Annotated in this window: 14 protein-coding genes and 1 tRNA gene; 9 read left to right on the top strand and 6 right to left on the bottom strand. The window is 68.2% G+C overall.

Translation table 11 applies throughout. From position 1 onward, the window contains the following. Positions 1-260: 260 nt before the first annotated feature. A tRNA-Pro gene (locus QHF85_RS13460) sits at positions 261-334 on the top strand. A 131-nt stretch (positions 335-465) separates the two neighbouring features. After that, on the top strand, positions 466-1,647 hold the full coding sequence (aroB, locus tag QHF85_RS13455) for a 3-dehydroquinate synthase (protein ID WP_281327558.1): 1,182 nt from the start codon (positions 466-468) through the stop codon (positions 1,645-1,647). Between the two features lie 51 nt (positions 1,648-1,698). Here the strand turns inward: aroB and QHF85_RS13450 are convergent, their stop codons facing one another. After that, positions 1,699-2,193 (bottom strand): hypothetical protein, encoded by a 495-nt coding sequence (locus tag QHF85_RS13450; protein ID WP_281327557.1) that lies wholly within the window; start codon positions 2,191-2,193, stop codon positions 1,699-1,701. Between the two features lie 131 nt (positions 2,194-2,324). On the opposite strand from QHF85_RS13450, the gene QHF85_RS13445 reads away from it, so the two are divergent. The 5 genes from QHF85_RS13445 (at position 2,325) to QHF85_RS13425 (ending at position 7,106) form a co-directional block, all read left to right on the top strand. After that, the gene (locus QHF85_RS13445; RefSeq protein WP_281327556.1) at positions 2,325-2,507 is read left to right on the top strand and encodes a hypothetical protein; all 183 of its coding nucleotides are present in this window, start codon (positions 2,325-2,327) and stop codon (positions 2,505-2,507) included. A 508-nt stretch (positions 2,508-3,015) separates the two neighbouring features. Further along, a complete protein-coding gene (locus QHF85_RS13440; RefSeq protein WP_281327555.1) occupies positions 3,016-3,186 on the top strand; it encodes a hypothetical protein in 171 nt (56 codons plus the stop codon). Positions 3,187-3,266: 80 nt separating this feature from the next. Continuing rightward, positions 3,267-3,785 (top strand): hypothetical protein, encoded by a 519-nt coding sequence (locus QHF85_RS13435; RefSeq protein ID WP_281327554.1) that lies wholly within the window; start codon positions 3,267-3,269, stop codon positions 3,783-3,785. Positions 3,786-3,987: 202 nt separating this feature from the next. Beyond that, the gene (locus QHF85_RS13430; protein WP_281327553.1) at positions 3,988-5,088 is read left to right on the top strand and encodes a hypothetical protein; all 1,101 of its coding nucleotides are present in this window, start codon (positions 3,988-3,990) and stop codon (positions 5,086-5,088) included. After that, the gene (locus tag QHF85_RS13425; protein WP_281327552.1) at positions 5,088-7,106 is read left to right on the top strand and encodes a TonB-dependent receptor; all 2,019 of its coding nucleotides are present in this window, start codon (positions 5,088-5,090) and stop codon (positions 7,104-7,106) included. The genes QHF85_RS13430 and QHF85_RS13425 overlap by 1 nt, the downstream gene beginning before the upstream one ends. Here the strand turns inward: QHF85_RS13425 and QHF85_RS13420 are convergent. The 4 genes from QHF85_RS13420 to QHF85_RS13405 are packed head-to-tail and all read right to left on the bottom strand — an operon-like array spanning position 7,103 to position 10,487. Next, entirely contained in the window at positions 7,103-7,507 is a 405-nt protein-coding gene (locus tag QHF85_RS13420) for a GFA family protein (protein ID WP_281327551.1), read from the bottom strand. The two genes, QHF85_RS13425 and QHF85_RS13420, sit on opposite strands and share 4 nt — an antisense overlap. A 1-nt stretch (position 7,508) precedes the next feature. Next, positions 7,509-9,311, bottom strand: coding sequence for a fatty acyl-AMP ligase (locus tag QHF85_RS13415; protein ID WP_281327550.1), 1,803 nt, complete (start codon positions 9,309-9,311; stop codon positions 7,509-7,511). Further along, positions 9,308-9,574 (bottom strand): phosphopantetheine-binding protein, encoded by a 267-nt coding sequence (locus QHF85_RS13410; protein WP_281327549.1) that lies wholly within the window; start codon positions 9,572-9,574, stop codon positions 9,308-9,310. The genes QHF85_RS13415 and QHF85_RS13410 overlap by 4 nt, the downstream gene beginning before the upstream one ends. Positions 9,575-9,584: 10 nt before the next feature. Further along, complete coding sequence (locus QHF85_RS13405; RefSeq protein WP_281327548.1) at positions 9,585-10,487, bottom strand: helical backbone metal receptor; 903 nt, start codon at positions 10,485-10,487, stop codon at positions 9,585-9,587. A 116-nt stretch (positions 10,488-10,603) separates the two neighbouring features. On the opposite strand from QHF85_RS13405, the gene QHF85_RS13400 reads away from it, so the two are divergent. Beyond that, positions 10,604-11,764, top strand: a complete 1,161-nt coding sequence (locus tag QHF85_RS13400) for a peptide-N-glycosidase F-related protein (protein ID WP_281327547.1) — start codon at positions 10,604-10,606, stop codon at positions 11,762-11,764. 17 nt (positions 11,765-11,781) lie between these two features. Beyond that, positions 11,782-12,834 carry a Ca2+-dependent phosphoinositide-specific phospholipase C gene (locus QHF85_RS13395; RefSeq protein ID WP_281327546.1) on the top strand — a complete coding sequence of 351 codons (1,053 nt, stop codon included), beginning with the start codon at positions 11,782-11,784 and terminating at the stop codon, positions 12,832-12,834. A gap of 6 nt (positions 12,835-12,840) precedes the next feature. On the opposite strand, the gene QHF85_RS13390 is transcribed toward QHF85_RS13395, so the two are convergent. Further along, the gene (locus QHF85_RS13390; protein ID WP_281327545.1) at positions 12,841-14,565 is read right to left on the bottom strand and encodes a rhomboid family intramembrane serine protease; all 1,725 of its coding nucleotides are present in this window, start codon (positions 14,563-14,565) and stop codon (positions 12,841-12,843) included.

Below are 14,565 nucleotides of genomic sequence, written 5' to 3'. Positions count from 1 at the left end.
ATGTTCGCGCCTGGGGGGGCTCTGAGCGCCCCCAGGTCTCGTCTCGATTCCAGTAGCACTTTAACACGAGCCCGTCCGCTCTGGGATCCACTTTTTTACTTGCGTTTCAAGATTTTTCCGCTCATCCGACGTCCGCGGCGGACGTGAGGACGCCCAGGGCGGTGGCCTCTCGGATCAAATCTCTGCTCGTCGGGACTTGACAGAACCGTCAGGTGCGAGCATGGTCCGCCCCCACGTCGGTGGCGAAAGCCCGCGGCGTACGGGGCGTAGCGCAGCCTGGTAGCGCACTCGGTTCGGGACCGAGGAGTCGGAGGTTCAAATCCTCTCGCCCCGACAAGACAGTCGGAGAGATCCACAAGCAGTCCCCGGTAGGCCCCGCCTCCCGGGGATTGTTCGTTTGTGCGCATGATCGCGCCCGACCGGTCGGTACGCCGTATGCAGGCGTACTCACTTCCGGAGAGCGCTGTGATCGTCCACGTCAGAGCCGCGGCATCGTCGTTCGAGTACCCGGTCTGCTTCACGAGCGACGTGTTTTCGCCGATGAACCGTGACTTGCGTCACCTCATCCTCCGGCGCGAGCCCGACGTCCGGCACCGCGTCGCGGCCATCGTCGACCGTGGTGCGCTCGCTGCCCAGCCCGAGTTGAATTTGCACATCGAGCGGTATGCCCGGTGTCACAACGATGCGCTGGATCTCGTGGCGCCGCCGATCGTTCAGGGCGGCGGCGAGCGCATGAAGGACGACGCGACGCTTCCGTCACGCCTGCAGGCGTACTTCCACGCCTTGGAGCTCGATCGACGCTCGGTCCTGCTCGTCGTGGGCGGCGCGTCGCTGCTCGACCTCGTGGGCTTCGCCGCGTCGACGGTGCAGAGCGCGCCGCGCGTCGTGCGGGTGCCGACGACGACGCTCGCGCAGGCCGGCCCCGCGGTCCTGCCGAAGAGCGCCATCCACGCGTTCGGCACGAAGGACTTCCTGTGCACGTTCCGCGCGCCGTACGCGGTCGTGTGCGACAGACGCTTCATCGAGACCCAGAAGACGCGCGAAAAGGTCTTTGGCCTCGTCCAGGCCGTGCGCGCCGCGCTCCTCTGGGACGAGGAGCTCTTCGGCTGGATCGTCTCGCATGCCCAGCGCCTCGCCTCGGGCGAGCGCGACGCCGTCGCGGAGCTGCTCCAGCGAAGCGCCGCCCTGCACGCCGACCTCGCGGCCACGGCGCCGGACGAGGACGTCTACGGCTCCGAAGGACCGCTCGCGTTCGGCGCGTGGTCGGCCGACCGGATCGAGCTCCACACCGAGCGCCGCATCCGCCAGGGCGAGGCGCTCGCGGTGGGCATCGCGCTCGACACGACGCTCGGCGCGCTTCACGGGACGAACACGGAGGCCGAGCGCGAATCGATCCACCGCCTGCTCGAGCGGCTCGGCTTGCGCTTGTGGCACGACGCGCTCGGCAACGTCGACTCCGAGGGTCGGCTCTTGCTCCTCGACGGTTTGTCGGAGCGATCCTCCGGCCGCTCGCCGCACGTGCCCTTGCTGCAAGGGATCGGCCATGGCGTGGCCGCGCACGAGCTGCGCGAGGACAAGCTGCGCGAGGCCATCACGCGCCTCGCGCACAGGGACGCGCATCGGGCGCATGCATTTGCATTGGCGTGAGGAGGGCGCGGCGGCGCGCGGAGGGGGCGCGCCGCCGCGCCCTTGCATCGTTTAGCCGGTCGGGGTGGCGACCTTTTCGGCCTCGGCGTTCTTGCGACGCGTCTTCGCGGCCTTCTCGGCGACCTGCGCGTTGTATTTGAGGGTCTTCTCGAATGCGTTGAGCAGCGCTTTGTCATCGCCGCGGCGCGCCCGCGACTTCACGGCGTCGACGATCGATGCGATGTCGTTCTCGCGTTCGTGGACCTTCTTCGCGCGGGATTCCCGGACGATTTCGAGGGCCTTGGCGAGGACGCCCTCGTGGGCGGCGAGTTTTTCGATGATGGCATTGGCGTCGAGGATGCGCTGATGGACCTTCGACGGGATGCCGGCCTCGGCGCCGAGGGCCGGCACGCTGCCGGCGATCTCGGCGAGGGCGTCGGCGAGGCCATCGTGCTCGAAGCGAAGGTGGCTCATCGCGCCGGGGGCGAGGTCGACGAGGTCGGCCTCGCAATCCTTGAGGGAGAATTCGAGCGGACCGGTATAGGGCGTTGCAGCTACATTGGACATCGCGATACCTCTTTTGCAAGGGTTGCGGGAGAAGCGGGAACGTAACCAGAGGGATTGCGCCGTCGAGGGGGCGGCGTGATTCAGCACGAAATCGACGACGGCGACGGGTGAGGTCGTCGTCGGGGTCGACGATGTCGTCGGGGGAGGTCGACGACTTCATCGAAGGGGCGGGCGGGATCGTCGGGCGGATCGACGAGGGCGTCGCAGGGGGCGGCGAGGGCGTGGGAGCGGCCGACGAGGGCGTCGAGGAGGGCGACGAGGACGCGGGGCGGGTCGACGATTGCGTCGGGGGAGGGCGAGGCCGGCGTCGGTGAGGACGAGGTGGTCGTCGGATTCGGCGACGAATGCGTTGAAGAAAGCGTCGATTGCGTGGAGCGGGTCGAAGCGGGCGTCGAGGCCGCGCGCCGCGCAGGATGTGCCGCAGAAATGTTGTCCGGTCGCAATGCGCTCTCGTAGGCTCGCTTAGCGGGCCGGAGGGCGAGGATGCGAGCGCTGGGGATGGGGCTCTTGGTGGTGGGGGTGGCCGTGTTCGGGGGCGGGTGCTCGGAGGACAAGTGCAGGACTCCGAAGATGACCACGATGCCCTACAGGGGACAAATGATCGAGGGGCCCGCGGTCCAGTGCAATGCGGTGGTGACTTGCGAAGGAAGACAAGGGCGTCCCCCCCGTGTTGAGGTGTTGAAGGGTGTGGAGGATCCGGTGGTCGTCGACCAGGGGTCTTGGACCGAAAACCGATGCATAGACGCCCTTCGCGCCGCAGGACGTATTGACGGAAATACCCGTTGCACGGCCACGTTCTCACTCGCGCCCATTTGCCTGGACATGGACGCCGCAGCAGGCGGACCTGGTCCGTCGCCCACCGGCGAGACTTTCATCACCGTGGGCGTCGGCGTCGGCGCAGGCAGCGGCGATTACTGGTCCGATGAGCAGGGGGAAGGTGGCGCGGGGAGCGCCGGGGCCTATCCCGGCGACGAGGGACAGGGCGGGATCTGAGCGATGGAGACAAACACGCTCGCGTTCGTGGATCCGGTGGTATAGGGTTCGCTCGACGGAGCGAAGGAGGGGATCATCACATGAAACGTCACGGAGCCGCGCTCATCGTCCTCGCCTCCGTCGCCTTCCTGAACCTCGGCTTGGGGTCGCGCGCGGATGATTGGCATGAGCCGAGCCCGGAGTCCTGCAAGACGGAGCTCGGGTTCGTCTTCGACTGGTGCGAGAGCCGAGCCCACTGGCCGTGCGGCATCCTCGACGAGGAGGACAGGGCCGCCTGTCAGGCAGGCTGCGTGATGTACCTCTGCCCCGCGCAAATCACGTGCACCGAGCTCGACCCGATGTGGTGCGGGACCCCCTGCGAGGATCGGAGCGGCGCCACCTTCTGGCGCAACATGCACATCGCCTCGGAGCGTTGCGATCACCTTTTCGATGATGTGAATGGCGACGGGGTATGGGATTCCCACGACTTCTGGCCCTGGCAGGATTGCAGGGAGGCGGTCATGAAGGAACGATGCCCCGCGATTCGTACCCGGCGCGAGGAATTGGAACAGAAAGCCCGTGAGGGTGCTTCTCCGGGTGGAGTGAACACGGCCCAATAACGCGTTTGCCTCGATGACGAGGAATGGTCGCGCTGCCTGCCGTCGACGCGAGCGTGATGCAGTAGGGTCGCCGACCGGAGGAGGTGCCTCCCTCCGTCCCCCTCGCCGCCTCCGCCATCCGGCCTCCGCCTTCCGTCCAGACGTCCAAGATCCTGCGACCGCGTTGCGCGTCGTCGCCTCACGTGTTGCAATGCGCCCCGCCATGAGCGACGTCGAAAGTCGGCTGAGCAGCGCCATCTCCGCGGTCCGCTCCTACCTCGAGGCGAAGCTCCTCGGTGAGGCCCTCGTCGCTTCGGAGAAGGCCATGGAGATCGCGCACGAGCTCGGCCGGGAGCATCCGCGGTACGTCGAGGCTGCGCGCATCGCGGCGCTCGCTTACGCGCTCGACAACAACGCCGGCATGTCGGCGCGCTACCAGCGCCTCGCCATCGCCAGCGCCGAGAGGCAGCCGACGTATCCGAAAGATCGGCTCGGATCGCTGCACTTCGACCTCGCCCGCGCCGAGCTCGATCGCGGCCGGCAAGAGGAGGCCTCCGCCGAGCTCGAAGCCGCCATCCCCCTGCTCTGCGAGAACCGCGCGGATCGCGACGCCGAGGCGCGCCAGGCCATGTTCCTGCGCGTCGCGCTCTGCATGGTCGCGGGTGATCCGAAGGAGGAGATCGACGCGCTCGTCGGGCGCCTGCGCGCCTGGCTCGAGCCCGTCTTCGAGGATCCCGAGGCGACGGCCGATACGAAGGCGCTCGCCGAGCACGACATGGTGACCTCGCTCTGCTCCTCGGCGCGCCTCAAGATCGCGCAGCGCCGCTGGGATCGGACCGAGGCGGCGCTGCTCGAAGCGTTCGAGCGCGCCGAGCGGCACATGCTCACGGCCGACCGGCCGAACCCGCATCTGCTCGGGCTCGTGAGCGAGGTCTACAAGGAGATGCGCCGCGCCTCGAAGGACGAGAGCGCCGCGATCCGCACGCGCGCCGAGTCGCTGCTCGGGCCCGCGGCCGAGCGCGCCGAGCGGCTCTTCTGGGCGCAGCTCCGCGTCGTCGTGGTGGACGCGCAGAAATCGCTCGGATGGTCCGAGGGGCAGATCGCGCGGCTGCTCGAACCCGCGCTGCACGAGGGGGATCTCGCGGTCGATCTCAACCGCCATCCGCTGCTGCATGGGCTCACCGAGGTGCTCAGTCGGCACGCGGCGAAGGGGACGCACCTCCGCGAGCAGGGGCCGGACGAGCTTCGCCACGTGATGCGCGGAGACAAGACGCTGGCCGCCGCGATCGACGTGATGGAGACGGCCGGCCTTTCGGATGTTTGATGCGTGAAGCGCTCCGCGGCGCGGGGCTTTGCCTCGCGCTCGCCACGTCCCTCGCCTCCGCCTCCGCGCTCGCCGAAGAGCCGCCCGCGGAGCCCACGCCGTCGCCGCAAGCGCCCGAGACGGCCCCTGCCGAGCCCGCGCCCGAGCCGCCTCCTCCGCAGCCGATCGAGGTGACGGTCGAGGGCGACAAGGCGCCGGCCGGATCGGTCTCGCTGAAGCGCCGGGACATCCGGGACATGCCGGGCGTGCTCGGCGATCCGTACCGCGCCATCGAGGTGCAGCCGGGCGTCACGCCGACGACGAGCGGATTGCCTTACTATTACATTCGCGGCGCGCCGCCCGGGAACATCGGGTTTTTCTACGACGGCGTGCGCGTCCCTCTTCTCTTTCACGTCGGCGCGGGCCCGAGCGTGATCCCGGCGCCGCTCGTCTCGCGCGTGACGCTGCACATGGGCCCGTATCCGGCGGACATCGGCCGGCTCGCGGGCGCGGCCGTCGAGGCCGAGGCGGCGCCGTTTCCAACGGAATGGAAGGGCGAGGGCGCGTTCCGGTTCGTCGACGTGGGCGGCGTCGTGGAGGGGCCGATCGGCGACAAGACCACGGTCCTCGTCGGCGGGCATTATGCGTTCGGCGGACACATTCTTTCTGCGCTGATCGACAACATCGATTTCGGATACGGCGATTACCAGGCCCGCGTGAGCCGCCGCATCGGCAAGCGGGGGCGGCTCACGGCGCTCGCGTTCGGGGCGTGGGATTATCTGGCGACGACGACGACCGGCGACGCGAGCGGGGCGAAGGACGTCCTGCTCGACGCGGATTTTCACCGGCTGGATGTTCGATACGATCACGAATTCGATTCGGGCGCGAAGCTCCGCGCGGCGGTGATGCTCGGCCTCGATCGGTCGAGGCAGGTCGGCGCGAAGAACGCGCAGGACTGGAAGGTCGGGGCGCGGCTGCGCGGCTCGAAGCCGATCGGCGGGGGAAAGGCGCTCCTCCGCGGCGGCGTCGATCTGATGGTCGACCGGTACGACATCGTGCACAAGGAGCCGTGCGACATCTCCCTCGAAGAATGCGCCTCGGGTCCGCTCGGCGAGCTCGACGAGGCGTTCCGCGCGCTCTTTCCGAGCCGCTGGGACACGGCCGTCGGCGCGTGGGCCGACGCGCTCGTCGTCCTCTCGGACCGGGCGACGATCACGCCCGGCCTGCGCGTCGACCATTACGCGTCGATGGGCAATACGGCGCTCGCGATCGATCCGAAGATCACGGGCCGGTTCGGGGTCGGCGAGCGCGTGCGGATCATCCCCTCGTTTGGCGTGGCGTCCCAGCTCCCGGGCTTCGCGCCCTTGCCGGCGCTCCAGATCGGTGGAATCGCGGGCGGCCTCCAGCGGGCCTTGCAATCGAGCTTCGGCGCCGAGGTCAAGCTCTCGCCCATTCCGGTCGAGATCAGCGGCTCGCTCTTCCGCCAGGTCACGTTCAACCTCACGGACCCGATCGGCTCCGATCGTGGCACGAACCTCGGCCCCGCGCGTTTCCTCTCCCGCAGCACGGGCGACGCCTACGGGCTCGAGGTCTCGGCGCGCGGCGCATTACGCAAGGATCTGCTCTTCCTCGCCTCGTACACGCTCTCCCGGTCGACCCGCACGTCGAAGAGCGGCGTCACGACGCCCTCGGCGGTCGATCGGACGCACGTCGCGCACGTGGCTTTGCTTTACGACCTCGGCAAGGGCTGGAAGGCCGGCGTGCGCCACGTGTTCTACAGCGGTTTTCCCGCGCAGGAGGCCGGCAGCGGGGCCGTGATCGAGGACCCGCCGCGGGTCCGGCCTTTTTATCGGCTCGATTTGCGGGTGTCGCGGCGGTGGAAGGTCGGCGAGAGCGGGTTCGTCTCGCTCGTGCTCGACATGCAGAACGCGACGCTCAGCAAAGAGGTCTTCGACGTGACGTGCGACCGCGGGATCTGTCAGCCGCGACTGCTCGGGCCGATCACGATCCCGCAGCTATCGGTGGAGGCGGGGTTTTAAAGGTGCTTCGTGACGGCGGGCGGGTTCCACCAGTTGTTGTTCCGCCCGTCGAAATACTGAATGGGGGCGCTCGCCAGCTCCTCCGCATCGACCTCGTCGAGGCTGGCCACGTTGATCGACACGTACGCGCCGCCGATCGCGTCGAGATGTCCGCGCCCGAACGGCTTCACCCCGCAGCTCTTGCAGAAGAGGTGATGCCCGCTGAGGCTGCCGAACTGGTAATCGCTGAGCGCGGACTCGCCTTCGAGCAGGCGGAACGCGTCGGGCTTCACGATCACGCCCCACCACCGGACCTTCGCGCAATACGTGCAGTTGCACCGGCCCGTGCCCGCCGACAGGTCGATGTCCGCCTCGAAGCGGACCGCGCCGCAATGACAGCTCCCCTTGTACGTCTTCTTCATTTCAATCGTCGCTCTTTCCGAAGAGCCGGTGCCGGAAGTATCCGATCTGGCTCTTCGCGATCTCTTTCACGAGATCGAGTTTGTCCACCTCGCGCGCGCTCGTCCTTCCGAGAAGCTCTCCGGATTCGTACAGCTCGCGCGTCTTCGCGCGCTGCAGCTTGCCGCTCGACGTCTTCGGCAAGACGCCCGGCGCGAGCGGCAGGACGTCGTCGACGGTCAGGCCCACGCTCTGCTGCACGGCCTTGCGCACGTCGGCTTCGAGCCGCTTCTTGCCGGCCTCGTCCTTTTCGCTCGTCTCGAACGCGATGACCACGCGCTCGCGATCGGAGGGGCCCTTCATCGTGCCGAACGCAATGACGTTGCCCTTGCGCACGCCCTCGACCTGGCTCGCCTCCCACTCGATGTCCTGCGGGTAGTAGTTGCGGCCGTTGACGATCACGACCTCCTTCGAGCGCCCGCAGATGTAGACCTTGCCCTCCGCGATGTACCCGAGGTCGCCCGTGCGCAAAAAGCCGCCCGCGAACGAGCGCTTCGTGACGTCCGGATCGTTCCAGTAGCCTTGCATCACGCTCGGCCCGCGGATGCGCAGCTCGCCGACCTCGCGCTCGGGCAAGGGGCGCACGCTCTCCTCGTCGTCGGGCGCGAACGTCTTGATCTCGTGACCCTCGAAGGCCGCGCCGCACTCGACGATGCCCGCGGCGCGCGGCGTGCCTTCCGCCACAGGTTCGGCGCGGCCCTTCGACCAGAGCGTCTCGCCGTCGACGATGTCGGCGCGCACGCCCGTCCAGATCTTGCTGAACGAGACCGCGAGCGTCGATTCGGCCATGCCGTAGCAGCATACGAACGCGCGCTCGTCGAAGCCGATGCGGGAAAACTTTTCCGCGAAGGCGCGGAGGTTGTCGGCGCGGATGGGCTCGGCGCCACAGCCCGCGATGCGCCAGCTCGATAGATCGAGCCCCTCCATCTCGCTCTCCTTGATGCGCTTGACCGCGAGCGCATAGGCGAAATTGGGGCCGAACGAGATCGTGCCCTTGTACTTCGAGATCGACTCGAGCCAGCGCGCCGGGCGCTTCAAGAAGAGCAGCGGCGGCAGGAACGTGATCGAGTTCCTGTGGTAGACGGGCGCGATCACGAAGCCGATGAGGCCCATGTCGTGGTAGAGCGGCAGCCACGAAACGCCGTGATCGACGCCGTCCTGGATGCTCAGGCCGACGGGCATGATCGCATGCACGTTCGCGGCGAGGTTTCGGTGCGTGAGCGTCACGCCCTTCGGCCGCGCGGTCGAGCCGCTCGTGAACTGCAGGAAGCAGACGTCGTCGAGATCGATCTTTTCCGGGCGCAGCTTGTCGTTCGCCGTGCGCACGCCCTCGACGCCCACGACCTTCTCGAGCCCCGGCGCCTCGGCCTGGATCGTGCCGAGGATCTTCTTGATCTCGCTGCTCGTGAGCAGCACGCGCGCGCCGCTCTTCGCCACGATGTGCAGCGTGTTTTCGAGGTAACCCGAGAGCTTGCCGAGGCCCGTGGGCGGATAGATCGGCACGGGGATGATGCCCGCCCGCACGGCGCCGAGGAACGCGAACACGAAATCGGCGTTGTCGGGGAGGATCAGCGCGACGCGATCGCCTTTGCGCAGGCCCATCGCCTGCATCGCGCCGCCGTAACGAGCGCTCATGCGCTCCACGTCGGCGTAGGAGTGATAGGGCGCGACGTCGGGCGACTCTTCGAGGAAACGGTAGCCCGTGCTGCTGCTCGCCGCCGCGTCCTCGATGGCCTGCGCGACGGTGCGGGGCGAAGGCGCGCTCATCCTTCGAGCCTTCCGTCGCTTTCGAGGCGCGTGAGGATCGAGGTCGCGACGTCGCCGATCGTGTTGATGTCGCGCAGCGCATCGTCCGGGATCGTGAGCTTGAAGGTGTCCTCGATCTCCGCGAGCACCTCCATGACGCCGAGCGAATCGATGCCGAGATCGCCGACGATCTCGCTCGTCTCGCTCACGTCGACCTCGCTTTGCTTGTGCTGGCCGAACACCTTGATCAGCTCTTTGTGGACGGATTCCCGATTCCAAGTCATGGGGCGCTTCCTACTCCAATTCGCCGTTGTTCACCAGACGCCTGAGCCGCTCGAAGCCCTCCACGCTGCGCGCGCCGTACCACATGAGGTCCTTGCCGTTGCAGAAGAGCACGCGGCCGGTCTTCGCGGCGGGGATGTCGAGCTTGCGGAAGACCTCGGCGTCGGCCTCCGTGAACGCGTGCGGCTCGTCGGGCAAGAGGACCACCTCGGGTTGCCGAGCGATCACCTCGTCGAGCGTGACCCGCGGATATCGCGTGTCGCGGCTGCCCACGCGCTCGGGCGGCAGCGGCGTGGCCTTGCCGAGATCCGCGGCGAGCGGGTAGCGGCGACGGCGGTCCGCGAAGATGTTTTGCGCTCCAACGAGATCCATCATGTCGGAGATGAACGTCTCTTCGTGCACGGTCATGAGCGGATCCATCCAGATCGGGACGAACGCGCGGACGGGGACGCGCTCGCCGCGGCGCTTTTCGGCCTCGCGGTGCGCGTGGTAGGCCGATGCGATCTGCGCGCGGGCCGCGTCGACGCCGTCGAGGCCGAGCGCGAGGGCGAGACGGGCGAAGTGCGCGATTCCGTCGGCGACGCGCTTGGGAAACGAGACGAAGACGGGGACGCCGGACGCGTCGAGGCGCTCGATCTGCGAGCGGGTGTTCTCTTCCTGGTTCGCGATCACGAGGTCGGGTTCGAGGCCGAGGACCTTGTCGACGTCGACGTCTTTCGTGCCGCCGACGTCTTCGATCGCCTCGACTTCGCCTTCGGGCGCGATGCAAAAGCGGGTTCGTCCGACCAGGCGGTCTTTGGCGCCGAGGCGGATGACCGAGTAGGTATCGCTCGGGACGAGCGAGACGACGCGCCTCGGCGGGGCTGTGAAAATGTGACGTCGTTGTCTGTCGTCCTGGACCTTGATGATTTTCATCGGCTGGGCTCTTTAGCGCCTGCGGCGCCGGTGGGGGAGGGGGTTTGGGCGCCTGGCGGAGATGGCTGGCGGCCGGGTTCGACCTTGCGGTACCCTCGCCCGCGGAGGTGAGCTTGATGAGGAACGTGCCGTCCGTGCGCGTGGGCTGGGCTGCTTTGCTCGGCGCGCTTTTGCTTGTGGGATGCGGGGGTGGTTCGGGCGGCCAGGGCGGCGCAGGAGGGCAAGGCGCGAGCGGCTCGGGCGGCAGCGGCGGCCAGGGCGGCGGCGGCGGCCCTTCGTACGCGGATCCGTACACGGTCACCGCATTCGACGCCACGCGCATCACGAGCGACGGCAGCCAGCCCAATTTCCAGACGGTCTTCACGGACGTCGATTTCAAGGACGGCCCGTTCGCGAGCGCGAAGCTCGTCGTGGACCTCGCGAGCACCTGTTATCCGTTCGACAACTGGATCGACAACCCGCCGCCGCAGGGGCAGAACTGGCCGGCCGATTGCGACGCGTTCGATCGCAACTTCGACATCTCGCTCGATGATCCGATGGATCCGGCGACGGAGCCGCCGGGGCTCGAATTGATGCACGCGATCACGCCGTTCGGCGGGCCGCTGCACCTCGAAATCGACGTCACGGACGTGGCGAACGGCCTGCCGGGCGCGCACCGGATGCGCGCGCACATCACGACGTATTCGGACGGCGCGGGCATGGTCTCGGGCTCGAACGGCGGGTGGAACGTGACGGCGAAGCTCGAAATGGTGCCGGGCGCGCCGCCGCGGAACGTGCTCGCGGTCAAGTCGCTGTATTACGGGTCGCAGACGACGGCGGAGGGGCCGGGCGCGCTGACCTTCGAAGTGCCCGCGGGCGCGGTGGCGGGCAAGATGGAATTCCGCACGAGCGGGCACGGAGGCGGCGCCGCCGGCGCGGGTTGCATCGGGCCCGCCGAGGAGTTCTGCAATCGCACGCACACGGTCTCGATCGACGGCGCGGTGATCGATACGTGGAAGCCCTGGCGAACGGACTGCAAGAACCTCTGCACGGAGGCGACGCACACCTGGCCGAGCGGAAACAGCTTTACCTATTGCCAAGAGAACCCCTGCGGCGCCATTTCGAGCGTGAAGGCTCCGCGGGCGAACTGGTGTCCGGGGAGCATGACGGCGCCGAAGGTCTGGGAGACGCCCGAGCTCGGAAAACCCGGGCAGCATTCGTTCCAGTGGGCGATCAGCACGGTCGAGGCTGGCGGGAACTGGGCCTCGAGCGCTACGTATTTCGCGTACGGACCTTGAACGAAAGGGCGAATCCGATGTTTGTCCGCTTTCGGGCCGCGGCGCGCCTCGGCCTCGCCGCGGCGCTCGTCGGGTGCGGCGGCGGGGGCGAACCCGAGGAGGTCAAACCCCCGGATCCTCCGCCGAAGTTCGATTATCCGCTCGACGACGTCCTGCGGGTCCATCACCTCCAGACGAAATCGACGCACAACAGCTACCACATCGAGACCGAGGGCAATACCGTCGGCGAATGGCGCTACACGCACGCGCCGCTCGACGTGCAGCTCGGCGCGCAGGGCGTGCGGCACGTCGAGCTGGATTTACGTTACAACGTGGATCTCGAATCGTTCGAGGTGTATCACCTGCCGGTCCTCGACGAGCAGACGACGTGCAGGAAGCTCACGGATTGTCTACGGGTCCTGAAAACCTGGTCCGACGCGCACCGCGCCCACCACCCGATCGTCGTGCAATTCGAGATCAAGGACGCAGTGCCGGCCGACGAGGCCGGGGCGGAGGGGTATTTCGCGGCGCTGCACAAGGAGATCCGCAGCGTTTGGCCCGACGATCGGATCCTCGTGCCGGACGAGGTCCAGGGCGACGCGCCCACGCTGCGGGAGGCGGTCCTTTCGAAGGGCTGGCCGACGCTCGGAGAGGTCCGCGGGCAGGTGCTCTTCACGCTGGACGACGCCGGCGCCGCGCGGAAGGCGTACACGAAAAACCATACGAGCCTCGCCGGTCGGATGATTTTCGCGAACGCGTCGCCCGCCGATCCGTGGGCCGCGATCGCGATCCTCAACGATCCCATCGGCCAAGCGGACGCCATCGCCGAGGCGCTCGCGGCGAACATGCTCGTGCGCACGCGCGCCGACGGGAACGCGGGCGAGGTGATCGAGACGGGCAGCACGATCGAGCGGGAAGCGGCGATCGCGAGCGGCGCGCAGTTCGTCTCGACCGACTTCCCCGCGAAGGTCCCGGCGACGGAGTACTGGGTCGAGATCCCGGGGGGCACGCCCTCGCGATGCAACCCCGTGACGGCGCCGAGCGAGTGCAGCGCCGAGGCGATCGAGGATCCGAAGTTCGTCGGCCCGTGAAGCCGGTCAGCGCTCCTCGATCGACGCCACGACCTTCTCCTCGAGATCCTTCCACCCCACGGGCCGCTTGCCCTTGCGCGCATACCCGCGCACGTTGACCTCGCGCGTGCCCACGACGACGATGGCCTCGCGGAGCACGTAGGGCTCGCGGTCGATCTTCAGCTCGCGCTCGACGAACATGGCCTTGCGCGCGCCCACGGTCTCGATGCGCGCCTTGCCGAGGCGCACCGCCTCGTCGTTCGGCGCACCCGTGTCCGCCTGCGAGCGCGCGTCCTCCATGAACACGTCGACCTCCTCGGGGAGCAGCGCCCGCTCCAGATCCACCGCGAGGATCTCGATGTAGACGGGCGTTGCATCAAGCCCGCCGTACGTGAACAGCGGCGTTTTGCCTCGCTTCTCCGTCCCAGGGAACTTCGCGAGCAACGCGGGAACCTCCACGGACAAACCCAGGTCGGGCAGCGCCTTTCGCGTCATCGCGGGCGGCACCTCCATCGTCCACGGGCCGCCGTACACGACGCCCGCCGCGACCGAGGCGAGCATCGCCCCGCCCGCGATCACCGCGAAGGCTGAGAGCAAGGGGCGCGGCGAGGGCTCGACGTCGCCCGCGTCCACGCGCTCCTCGACGGGCTTGAGCCCGCGAACGAGGAACAGCGCCGTCACCACGAACCCCACGATCCCGCCGCCGAAATGCGCGACGTAATCCACGCTCGGTAGAAAGCTGATGAGCACGTTCAGGGCGAGCGGCCGCCACGCGTTCTGCTTGAGCCGCGTGATGAGGAGCGGCGGCAGGACGCCACGCGGAAACAACACGACCGCGAGCCCCGCGGTCATGAGGCCCCAGATCGCGCCCGACGCGCCGATGCTCCACCCTTTGCCGAGGAACGTCGTCGCGAGCGCGCCGCCGAGACCCGAGAGGCCGTAGAGCACGAGGAAGCGCCGCCACCCGAGGATCGGCTCGAGCATTACGCCGAGGGTCCAGAGCGCGAACATGTTCATCGCGAAATGGGACTTGCTCGCGTGCAGGAAGGTCGAGGCGAAGAGGCGCCACACCTCGCCGTCCGACACGAACAGCTTGCTCGTCGCGCCGATCGAGAGGATGGCCGGCGAGTAGCCCCCCATGCGCCCCTCCCACATCACCGCGAGCGCGCCGACCACGGCGCAAGCGGCGATGAGCCCGAACGTCGCCGGCGTCCTTCCCCGGAGCTGTGCGAGCGCGCGCTGATCCCGTCGCGCCAGGTCGCGTCCCTTCACGAGCGCCTCGTGGATTCGCTCGTGCGTGGGCGGCTCCGTCCCGCGGATCTTCTCGGCCGCGTGTTCGAGCAGCGCGAGCTTCGGCCCGCTCACGTGCGCGTACCGGCTCGCGTCGTCGACGTAGTGAAAGCCGAGCTTCCTCGCTGCCGCGTCGCTTGTTGACGCGCGACGCAGCGCGTTCACGACCTCGGTACCGCCGCCGACAGCGACGACGTGCGTCGGGACCGGCGCTTGTTGGGACGCGCCCACGATCTGCGCGAGGAGCTTGGGCAACCTGTCCATCGCGTCGCGATCACGCGTGGGCAGGAGCAGGATCTGTGGCGGCGCGCTCGTCGTGACCACGTGCGAGGCGACGGGGCCGTGCTGTAGGAGGCAGCTTTCCGGATCTTCCGCGAAGATCGCGCCGAGCAGTCTGTCCCGTCGCACGACGCTCGGGTCTGTCGCGAGCTCCACCTCTTCGATCCTCTCCTCCGACATCAT

The organism is Polyangium sp. 6x1 (assembly GCF_029946515.1).
Lineage (GTDB): Bacteria > Myxococcota_A > Polyangia > Polyangiales > Polyangiaceae > Polyangium.
The sequence above is the reverse complement of the archived record's forward strand: the minus strand, read 5'-3'. Positions and strand labels throughout refer to the sequence as shown.

Coding starts and splice junctions, on each gene's coding strand:
- QHF85_RS13420 (WP_281327551.1), bottom strand. CDS start 7,507: ATGAAGAAGACGTACAAGGGGAGCTGTCATTGCGGCGCGGTCCGCTTC.
- QHF85_RS13440 (WP_281327555.1), top strand. CDS start 3,016: ATGGACGCCGCAGCAGGCGGACCTGGTCCGTCGCCCACCGGCGAGACT.
- QHF85_RS13430 (WP_281327553.1), top strand. CDS start 3,988: ATGAGCGACGTCGAAAGTCGGCTGAGCAGCGCCATCTCCGCGGTCCGC.
- QHF85_RS13390 (WP_281327545.1), bottom strand. CDS start 14,565: ATGATGTCGGAGGAGAGGATCGAAGAGGTGGAGCTCGCGACAGACCCG.
- QHF85_RS13415 (WP_281327550.1), bottom strand. CDS start 9,311: ATGAGCGCGCCTTCGCCCCGCACCGTCGCGCAGGCCATCGAGGACGCG.
- QHF85_RS13400 (WP_281327547.1), top strand. CDS start 10,604: ATGAGGAACGTGCCGTCCGTGCGCGTGGGCTGGGCTGCTTTGCTCGGC.
- QHF85_RS13445 (WP_281327556.1), top strand. CDS start 2,325: ATGTCGTCGGGGGAGGTCGACGACTTCATCGAAGGGGCGGGCGGGATC.
- QHF85_RS13395 (WP_281327546.1), top strand. CDS start 11,782: ATGTTTGTCCGCTTTCGGGCCGCGGCGCGCCTCGGCCTCGCCGCGGCG.
- QHF85_RS13405 (WP_281327548.1), bottom strand. CDS start 10,487: ATGAAAATCATCAAGGTCCAGGACGACAGACAACGACGTCACATTTTC.
- QHF85_RS13425 (WP_281327552.1), top strand. CDS start 5,088: ATGCGTGAAGCGCTCCGCGGCGCGGGGCTTTGCCTCGCGCTCGCCACG.
- QHF85_RS13435 (WP_281327554.1), top strand. CDS start 3,267: ATGAAACGTCACGGAGCCGCGCTCATCGTCCTCGCCTCCGTCGCCTTC.
- QHF85_RS13410 (WP_281327549.1), bottom strand. CDS start 9,574: ATGACTTGGAATCGGGAATCCGTCCACAAAGAGCTGATCAAGGTGTTC.
- QHF85_RS13450 (WP_281327557.1), bottom strand. CDS start 2,193: ATGTCCAATGTAGCTGCAACGCCCTATACCGGTCCGCTCGAATTCTCC.